6 protein-coding genes are annotated in these 6302 nt (G+C 74.6%); 3 read left to right on the forward strand and 3 right to left on the reverse strand.

What is annotated here, in order from left to right; translation table 11 throughout:
* Positions 1–91: 91 nt before the first annotated feature.
* From AB0M92_RS38965 to AB0M92_RS38975, 3 genes are all read right to left on the reverse strand, one after another.
* The gene (locus AB0M92_RS38965) at positions 92–445 is read right to left on the reverse strand and encodes a helix-turn-helix domain-containing protein (protein WP_366107136.1); all 354 of its coding nucleotides are present in this window, start codon (positions 443–445) and stop codon (positions 92–94) included.
* An 88-nt stretch (positions 446–533) separates the two neighbouring features.
* On the reverse strand, positions 534–1697 hold the full coding sequence (locus AB0M92_RS38970) for an NADH:flavin oxidoreductase/NADH oxidase (RefSeq protein WP_366107137.1): 1164 nt from the start codon (positions 1695–1697) through the stop codon (positions 534–536).
* Positions 1698–1776: 79 nt separating this feature from the next.
* Entirely contained in the window at positions 1777–3171 is a 1395-nt protein-coding gene (locus AB0M92_RS38975; protein ID WP_366107142.1) for a wax ester/triacylglycerol synthase family O-acyltransferase, read from the reverse strand.
* A gap of 216 nt (positions 3172–3387) precedes the next feature.
* Between AB0M92_RS38975 and AB0M92_RS38980 the strand changes: the two genes are divergently transcribed.
* From AB0M92_RS38980 to AB0M92_RS38990, 3 genes are all read left to right on the forward strand, one after another.
* Positions 3388–4479, forward strand: a complete 1092-nt coding sequence (locus tag AB0M92_RS38980; RefSeq protein WP_366107138.1) for an exo-alpha-sialidase — start codon at positions 3388–3390, stop codon at positions 4477–4479.
* A 23-nt stretch (positions 4480–4502) separates the two neighbouring features.
* A complete protein-coding gene (locus AB0M92_RS38985; protein ID WP_366107139.1) occupies positions 4503–5189 on the forward strand; it encodes a uracil-DNA glycosylase in 687 nt (228 codons plus the stop codon).
* A 109-nt stretch (positions 5190–5298) separates the two neighbouring features.
* Complete coding sequence (locus AB0M92_RS38990; protein ID WP_366107141.1) at positions 5299–6219, forward strand: hypothetical protein; 921 nt, start codon at positions 5299–5301, stop codon at positions 6217–6219.
* The last annotated feature ends 83 nt before the right edge of the window (positions 6220–6302 follow it).

The following is a 6302-nucleotide window of genomic DNA, read 5'->3' on the forward strand; positions in this document are numbered from 1 at the left end:
ACTTCGCCCGCCTCAAAGAGAACCGCAGACCCGGAGAGTTCTTGATCCACGACCTCATCGAACGGGCCGTCGGAGATCGCCCGGACAGGTCCTAGCCGGAGCCCGCCCTGCGCGCCTCTTCCGCCGCGGCCGCGGTGAGCACGCTGTCGAGCAGCCCGGGGAACAGGCCCTCCAGCTCCTCGCCGCGCAGACCGTTCATCTTCGCCGTGCCGCGGTAGGTCTGGCGGACCACACCGGCCTCTCGCAGGACGCGGAAGTGGTGCGTGGTCGTCGACTTGGTGACCGGCAGGTCGAAGTACGAGCACGCCAGCTCGTCCGGCGTGGCCGCGAGGTCGCGCACGATCGACAGCCGGATCGGGTCCGACAGCGCGTGCAGCACCCCTTCGAGCCGGATCTCGGCGGGCCCGGGATGGGCCAGCGCGCGGGTGGTGGCCGTATCCGTCACGTCTGCCCTCATCTCACCCGGCTCCCCAGTTGGTACGAGAACCACCGTAGTACATCGACCGCGGACGGAGGTCCGGCAACCGGCCCGGCTACCAGGCGCGGTGGTACGAGACGGGCACCCGCACCCCGGTGGCCGGCTCGGCGGTCCGCTCGGCGCCCAGAGCGGCGGCCGCGGTGCGGGCCCAGTAGGGGTCGCGCAGCAGCTCGCGGCCCAGCAGGACCGCGTCCGCCCGTCCGTCGGCCAGGATCGCGCCGGCCTGCTCCGGCTCGGTGATCAGCCCGACGGCAGCCACCGGAAGGCCGGTGCGGGCCTTGACCTCGGCCGCGAACGGCACCTGGAACCCGGGCGCCGCCGGGATGTCCGCCTTGGGGGCCATCCCGCCGGTGGACACGTCCAGCAGGTCCACCCCGCGGCTCTGGAGCAGTCCGGCCAGCCGGACCGTGTCCTGCGAGGTCCAGCCGGACTCCTCCAGCCAGTCGGTGGCCGAGATCCGGAAGAACAGCGGAAGCTCCTCGGGCCACACCGCCCGTACGGCGTCGACGACTTCGAGGGCGAAACGGGCCCGGTTCCCGAACGAGCCGCCGTACTCGTCGGTGCGCCGGTTGATCTGCGAGGAGAGGAACTGGCCGATGAGGTAGCCGTGGGCGCCGTGGATCTCGACGACCTCGTAGCCGGCGGCCAGTGCGCGCCGCGCGGCGGCCGCGAACTGCCCGGTGATCTCGTGGATCTCGGCGGTCGTCAGCTCGTGCGGCACGGGGTCGCCCTCGGCGAACGGCACCGGGCTCGGGGCGCTCGGCAGCCAGCCGTCCGCCTCGGGGCCCACGTATCCGCCGCCCTCCCAGGGGCGTCCGGTCGAGCTCTTGCGCCCGGCATGGGCGATCTGGATCCCGGGGACCGTGCCCTGGGCCTTGAGGAAGGCGGTGATCGGGCGCAGCGCCTCGGCCTGCGCGTCGTTCCAGATGCCGAGGTCGTACGGGGAGATCCGGCCCTCCGGGGAGACGGCGGTGGCTTCCTGGAGGATCAGGCCGGCGCCGCCCACCGCGCGGGCGGCGTAGTGCGCGAAGTGCCAGGCCTGTGCCACGCCCGCCTGCGGACCCGAGGCCTCGGCTACGTACTGGCACATCGGCGCCATCCAGATCCGGTTCGCCGCGGTGACCGAGCGGAGGGTGAGGGGGGCGAAAAGGGCCGCGGCGTGGGTGTCGTGGGCGGCGGGGGCGATGGGGGCAGCGGGGGCGATGGGGGCAGCACTCATGAAGGACTCTCCGGAGGTGGCCGGTACGCCGCGGATCGGCGGCTTGTACGAGAGTCAGCGTACTACGGCTTCTTCCGTACTACGAGACCTCTCGTACAAGCTCGTCGAGCTCCGCGCGCAGGGCCTCCGCCAGGGCCGCCAGGTCGGGCACGGCCGCCGCGTCCGCCACCAGGCCGTAGTGGACCGTGCCCTTGTACGTGGAGACCGCGACCGCGAGGGAGTGGCCGCGCGCGAGCGGCGCCAGCGGGTAGACCTCCCGGACCCGGCTGCCGCCGAGGGAGAAGGTGAAGCCGGGCAGCGGGACGCTGGTGACCAGGATGTCGAAGAGCATCCGGGCCGCCTGGGCGACCAGGGGGCCGCCGAGCCGGTGGCCGAGCGGGTGGACGTGGTCGGCGAGCAGGGCCACGGCCCCGGCGCCGCGGGCCGGTCCGGCCTCCTTGTTGCGGTCCATGCCGAGCCGCACCCGGTCCAGGCGCAGCAGCGGGTCCGGTTCGGCGAGCGGGAGCCGGAGCAGGTAGCCGGACAGCCGGTTGCCGTACTTCGCCGCGCCTCCGGGCCGCCGGCGGGACACCGGTATCAGGGCGCGCGGGCCGGCCCCCTCCGGCGCGGGGTCTCCGCGGCCCAGCAGCCAGCGCCGCAGGGCGCCGGCGACGAGGGCGATCAGCACGTCGTTGACGGTGCCTCCGGCGACCTTGCGGATGCGGTTGACGTCGTCGAGGTCGAGCGCGAGGCCGGCGACCGCGCGGGTGCCGGTCCGCGCCGGGACCGCGGTCATGGCCGCCGGGACCCCCAGGGGCAGTCCGGCGCGGGCCACGGAGGCGCCGATCTCCAGTGCCTGGCCGACGTCCTGGACCCGGGCCGCCAGCATCCCGGGGAGACTGCGCAGGGCGGCGCCGGCGGCGGGCTGCGCCGCCGGGGAGGGGCGTGCGGGGCCCCGCGCGGGTGGGCCCTCGTCGAAGAGCATGGCCGCCAGCGCGAGGGCCCCGAGGCCGTCGGCGAGGGCGTGGTGGAACTTGAAGAGCACCGCGAAGGAGCACGGATCGGGCCCGGCCAGGACGTGCGCCTCCCAGGGCGGCCGGCCCCGGTCCAGGGGGCGCGCCATCAGCGGCCCCGCGGCGGCTTCCGGATCGGGGGTGCGTACGAGGAACACGTGCCGGGCGGGGTCGAAGTCAGCGTCGGACGACCAGGCGGCCGCGCCGAACGGCAGCAGCACGTCGTGGATGCGCCGGCGCAGGCCGGGCACGGTGGAGCAGCGGGCGGCGAGCAGTGCGGCGGCGCGGACGGCGGGATCAGGGCCGGGGCCGGTACCGGGGTCGGGGCCGGGGTCCGAACCTGCGTCGGGGCCGGGGCCGGGGCCGGGGGCGGCCTGCGGGGCGGCCTCGAAGACCGCCAGGGCGCCGAGGTGCATGGGGTGGGCGGCGGATTCGATCCGCCAGAAGGCGAGGTCGAGCGGTGACAGGTGCTCGGTGGCCACGTATTGCCTCTCGCGTGCGGTGGCAGAGGTGGAAGTCAACCCCTTTCGGACTCCTACGATCAAGTAGCCACCCTTTGGATACGCCTGTTGATCGATGGCGACCGGCCGGCCGGGGCAGCGGGGCGGCGGCCGGGCCCCTGCCGGTGGCCGGGTGCAGACTGGCTGGAACGGTACGCAGCACGACGGCCGGGACGACGAAGTCCGGAGGTGTCGACCATGTCAGAGGTGATCCTGCTCGCGGGGACCCGCAAAGGCCTGTTCATCGGCCGCAGGCGGGGCGACGGCCCCTGGGAGCTCGACGGACCGCATTTCAACGCCCAGGCCGTCTACGCCGTCGCCGTCGACCGCCGGGGGCCCGTCCCCCGGCTGCTGGTCGGCGCCGACAGCCTGCACTGGGGTCCCTCGGTGTTCAGCTCCGACGACCTCGGGGCGAGCTGGCACGAGCCCGCCGCGCCCGCCGTGAAGTTCCCGAAGGACACCGGGGCCTCGCTGGAGCGGGTCTGGCAGCTGCATCCGGCCGGCCCCGAGGCACCCGACGTGGTGTACGCGGGGACCGAGCCGGCCGCCCTGTTCCGCTCGACCGACCGCGGGGAGTCGTTCGAGCTGGTCCGCCCGCTGTGGGAGCACCCGAGCCGGGGGAGCTGGGTGCCGGGCGGCGGCGGTGAGGGCCTGCACACGGTGCTGACGGATCCGGCCGACCCCGCCAGGGTGACGGTGGCGGTCTCCACCGCGGGGGTGTTCCGGACCCAGGACGGCGGCGCCCACTGGAGCCCCTCCAACGACGGCGTCTCGGCGGTGTTCCTGCCGGATCCGCATCCGGAGTTCGGGCAGTGCGTGCACAAGATCGCCCAGGACGCCGGGGACCGGAAGCGGCTGTACCTGCAGAACCACTGGGGCGTGTACCGCAGCGACGACGCCGGCGCGCGGTGGACCGACATCGGCGCCGGCCTGCCCTCGGACTTCGGCTTCGCCGTGGCCGCGCACCCGCACCGGCCGGACACCGCGTACGTCTTCCCGCTCAACGCCGACTCCGACCGGGTCCCGGCGGAGCACCGCTGCCGCGTCTTCCGCACCCGGGACGCGGGCGCGACCTGGGAGCCGCTCGCCCGCGGACTGCCGGCCGGGGACCACTACGGCACGGTGCTGCGCGACGCCCTGTGCACGGACGACGCGGACCCGGCCGGGATCTACTTCGGCAACCGCAACGGCGAGTTGTACGCCAGCCACGACGACGGGGACAGCTGGCAGCCGCTGGCCGAGCACCTGCCCGACGTCCTGTGCGTACGGGCTGCGGTCATCGCTCACTGAATCGGCCAGTAGAGTGACTCGCTGTGGCAGCACGACCGTTGAACGAGATCGTCGAGCCGGGCTGGGCCCGGGCTCTGGAGCCGGTGGCGGCGCAGGTCGCCGCGATGGGCGACTTCCTGCGCGCCGAGATCTCCGCGGGCAGGACGTACCTGCCCGCCGGGGCGAACGTACTGCGCGCCTTCCAGCAGCCCTTCGACGAGGTCAAGGTGCTCATCGTCGGCCAGGACCCGTACCCCACCCCGGGGCACGCGATGGGCCTGTCCTTCTCGGTGGCGCCCGACGTGAGCCCCTGGCCGCCCAGTCTCGACAACATCTTCCGCGAGCTCAACGCGGACCTGGGGGTGCCCCGGCCCGCGAACGGGGACCTGACCCCGTGGACCCGGCAGGGCGTACTGCTGCTGAACCGCGCACTGACCACCGCCCCGCGCAAGACCGGCGGCCACCGCGGCAAGGGCTGGGAGGCCGTCACCGAGCAGGCGATCCGGGCGCTGGCCGCGCGCGGGAAGCCGCTGGTGTCGGTGCTGTGGGGACGGGACGCCCGCAATCTGCGGCCGCTGCTCGGCGAGTTGCCGGCCGTGGAGTCCGTCCACCCTTCCCCGATGTCCGCGGCCAACGGATTCTTCGGCTCACGGCCGTTCAGCAGGACCAATGACCTGCTGGTTCGCCAGGGAGCCGAGCCGGTGGACTGGCGGCTTCCGGCCGCCGGGTGATCTTTCGGTTGAACGGTATACGACATTCCACGGATAAATACGGACAGAAGCCGCCCGTTGAGGCCCTGCCCGAACACTCGGTTCCGATAAGCCAGTAGCATGCGGCGCCATGAGCTCCCCCACTGGGCCCGCGAATGGCCTGCCCGTACGAATGCCGCGACCCCGCCCTGCCGGACGGCACCGCCGACCCGAGCCCGCGGTGGCGCCCGAGGGCGCGCCCGCGCTGGTGCTCGCCGTGCCCGGTGCCCCTTCGGCCGCCTCCCGGGGACTCGCCGAGGAGATCGTCAGCATCGGCCGCTCCGAGCTGCCGGGCCTGGACGCCCGCATCGGCTTCCTGGAGGGCGATGACGCCGAGGGCGCCGAGTTCCCGGGCCTCTCCCGCGTACTGACCTCCGTCGCCGGCGAGCGCATCGCCCGCGCCGAGTTCGCCCGCGCCGCCGGCCACGAGGTGCCCGCGCCGACCGGCCCCGACGCCGTGGTCGTACCGCTGCTGGCGGGCCCCGACGCCGATCTGCTGCGCCGGATGCGCCAGGCCGTCATGGACTCCTCGGCCGCCGCCGAGCTGGCCGAGGTGCTCGGCCCGCACCCCCTGCTCGCCGAGGGCCTGCACGTGCGGCTCTCCGAGGCCGGTCTGGCCCGCGCCGACCGCGCCCGGCTGTTCACCGTGACCACCGCCGCCGACGGCATCATCGTGGCCACCACCGGCGGCGCGGAAGCCGTCCAGGCCGCCGCCGTCACCGGCATGCTGCTGGCCGCCCGCCTCGCGGTGCCGGTCAAGGCCGCCGCGCTGGACCAGGAGGGATCGGTGGCCGCGGTCGCCGAGCAGCTGCGCAGCGAGGGCTCGACGCAGCTGGCGCTGGCTCCGTACCTGATCGGCCCGGAGGCCGCCGAGGGTCTCCTGGACACGGCCTGCAAGGAGGCCGACTGCGCGGCCGCCGAGGTGCTCGGCGCCTACTCGGCGCTCGGCAAGCTCGTCGTCACCCAGTACTCCGCGGCGCTGGGCCTCACCCAGGGCGCCGCTGCCCACTGATCCCGCACGGGTCCGCTCGTACGAGGGCCCGCGACCCGGGGGTTGAATCCCCCCGGGCGCGGGCCCGCGGCCGGGTGGCCCGG

Origin of the sequence: Streptomyces sp. NPDC051582 (assembly GCF_040681715.1) — a bacterium.
Lineage (GTDB): Bacteria > Actinomycetota > Actinomycetes > Streptomycetales > Streptomycetaceae > Streptomyces.

Bases quoted from the DNA above. Each gene is read 5' to 3' on its own strand.
- AB0M92_RS38970 (WP_366107137.1), bottom strand. From the start codon at position 1,697: ATGAGTGCTGCCCCCATCGCCCCCGCTGCCCCCATCGCCCCCGCCGCC.
- AB0M92_RS38980 (WP_366107138.1), top strand. From the start codon at position 3,388: ATGTCAGAGGTGATCCTGCTCGCGGGGACCCGCAAAGGCCTGTTCATC.
- AB0M92_RS38990 (WP_366107141.1), top strand. From the start codon at position 5,299: ATGAGCTCCCCCACTGGGCCCGCGAATGGCCTGCCCGTACGAATGCCG.